The sequence below is a fragment of the Actinomycetota bacterium genome, assembly GCA_018830725.1.
Classification (GTDB): Bacteria; Actinomycetota; Humimicrobiia; order JAHJRV01; family JAHJRV01; genus JAHJRV01.
In genome coordinates this window covers 1-2,162 of sequence record JAHJRV010000002.1, presented here as the reverse complement: position 1 = coordinate 2,162, position 2,162 = coordinate 1, and the positions used below count along the sequence as shown (strand labels likewise).

3 protein-coding genes are annotated in these 2,162 nt (G+C 34.6%); all 3 read left to right on the top strand.

All coding sequences use genetic code 11. The annotated features are described in order from the left end of the window. Positions 1-101: 101 nt before the first annotated feature. Positions 102-803, top strand: coding sequence for a substrate-binding domain-containing protein (locus tag KKC53_00020; protein ID MBU2597560.1), 702 nt, complete (start codon positions 102-104; stop codon positions 801-803). A gap of 506 nt (positions 804-1,309) precedes the next feature. Beyond that, on the top strand, positions 1,310-1,609 hold the full coding sequence (locus tag KKC53_00015; protein MBU2597559.1) for a hypothetical protein: 300 nt from the start codon (positions 1,310-1,312) through the stop codon (positions 1,607-1,609). A gap of 241 nt (positions 1,610-1,850) precedes the next feature. Beyond that, the coding region (locus KKC53_00010) for a cation transporter (protein ID MBU2597558.1) at positions 1,851-2,162 on the top strand (312 nt) is incomplete at its 3' end.

Genomic DNA, 2,162 nt, shown 5'->3' with positions numbered 1-2,162 from the left:
CGAGAGTTTTTCTCGGGATTGATTCTTTTAATACGATTTGGTAAAGTAATTTTAGTTAAGGAGGGAAAACTCTTTGACTATAAAAAAAGGAGTGATGTGAAATGCAGAAAACAAAAGAGAAGATACATGTTTATTCCTCAGGTGCCACAGCGCCACCCTTAAAAAGAGCTGCAAAAGTTTTCAGCGATAAATTTGGAATAGAATTTGAGTTCACAATTGGTCGAGCCGAGGAACTTGTACGAAAAATCCTTAAAACCGAGCATGGGGACATCTTACAGTGTGGAGCGGAGTTTCTGCTTGACGACGCCGAGTGGAAGGGACTTATAATCAAAGCAAGTAGGAGAAGTGTCGGTCTCCGCCGTTCAGTCATTATCGTACAAAAAGGAAATCCCAAGGACATCAAATCCTTGGAAGATCTTATGAGAGAAGGAATGAGAGTCGGCATATCTATAAGCGGTTGCTTAGTAGGTGTCTGGGACGACATATGTAGTAAGGCAGGAATCACAAGAGGCTTACTGAAGAACATCACCAATCTAGCGGATGGATGTGGCCATGTGATGGCACTGATCCACGGGGGGAAAGTAGACGCCATCTTCGGCTGGAATGCCTTCGCGCATATCTGGCCAAAAACCTCGGAGGCAATAGAATTTCCGAGAGAGTTGCAAGTATTTAGAAGTACGGGCATAGGAATTCTCAAGTATTCGAACCATAGACAACTTGCCAGTGGATTTCTTGATTTTCTCGTATCCGAAGAGGGAAAAAGAATCTACAAAGATTATGGCTGGGTATATGGGTCTGGTTAAGGCAACCAAGGGAAAGTTCAAGCTCAAGCTGGGATAAGGATGACATAAAAGATGTTTTCTTAATATCTCTTTCCCTTGAACCACTTGGAAATCTCACTGCGCTTATGTATATTAAGAGTGAGCTTGGTGTATTTTCAGGAGAAGGTTTGTATGGGACGAAAAGAATATCTCTATTGATGAAAGATTAAAGTGGCGGAGGGAATATTATGTTTACGAGATTAAAAATAAGCGACCGGAACTTTTAATAGAGTTCTTAAAAGATATTGGATGGTCATTGGGCTGGGATTATATAACTGAGGAGAGAATTAAAAATGTTCTTAAAGAGAATAATCGCATTCCAGAAAATAGTTAAAAACCTTAAATATTATGCAAAATAATTTTATTGACTTATTAAAAATTGAAAAAAAGCCAAAAATGAGTTAAGTTAAGAAAAATCCAATTTAGAGTTCAATAATTAAAGATTTTTCAATTTAGATAGATCTTTTAAACTAAATAAGGGGTGAAAAATGAATATGAATACCAAAGAAATTAAAAGATTAATAAAATCTATAACTCCTGAAAAGATAAAAGAAATTGTTCTTGATATTAATAGTGAACAGAAAAATATACATAAGGATATACATAAGGGTTCAGTTGATATTTTAGACTTATATTTAAGGTTGATAAATAAAAAAGAATTAACCGCTGAGTATTCTAAAATATATCCTATATTAAGACCTATAATCTTGAAAAATATTGAGAAGATACCTGAATTTAAATTTATTGAAGGTGGTTGTATGCCTGATGAGATATATATTTTGAAATAAAAAAACATTAGGAGAAAAAGCCTGCTTGTCCATTCAAGCAGGCTTAATCTTGTTCTTAAAAACCTTTAGAACTCTAAAGAAATAAAGTTAAAAACTTTACATTCTAAAATGTCAAGTAAATGTCAGCTTTTAATTTTTAGAAAAAAGCCTATCGCTGGGCAATTTTTTATTTGGTTATAAATTTGATATAATTGAAATGAATTATACAAGGTCGATATATTAAATCGGGAGAGGAAATAAAATGGAAAAAATTGTCTTAAATATTGAGGGAATGAATACTCCCTGCTGTGCTGAGGAGGTAAAGGAGGCTTTGTTAAAAACTAAAGGCGTTAATAATGTTCCGATATGCTGTCCTAAAAGAGGTATAGCTGAGATTGAGTTTGAAGCTGGTGAAATAACTATAGAAGAGTTAATCAAAGTGGTTGAGGAGGCAGGTTTCAAAGCAAAAGTTAAAGAAGCTGGTGAAGAAGGAGAGCTTCAAGAACTGATGAAAAAATTCGAAACTGAATTTCAGAAATTGGCTCAGAAATACAACCTAGCCAAAAAAGATATT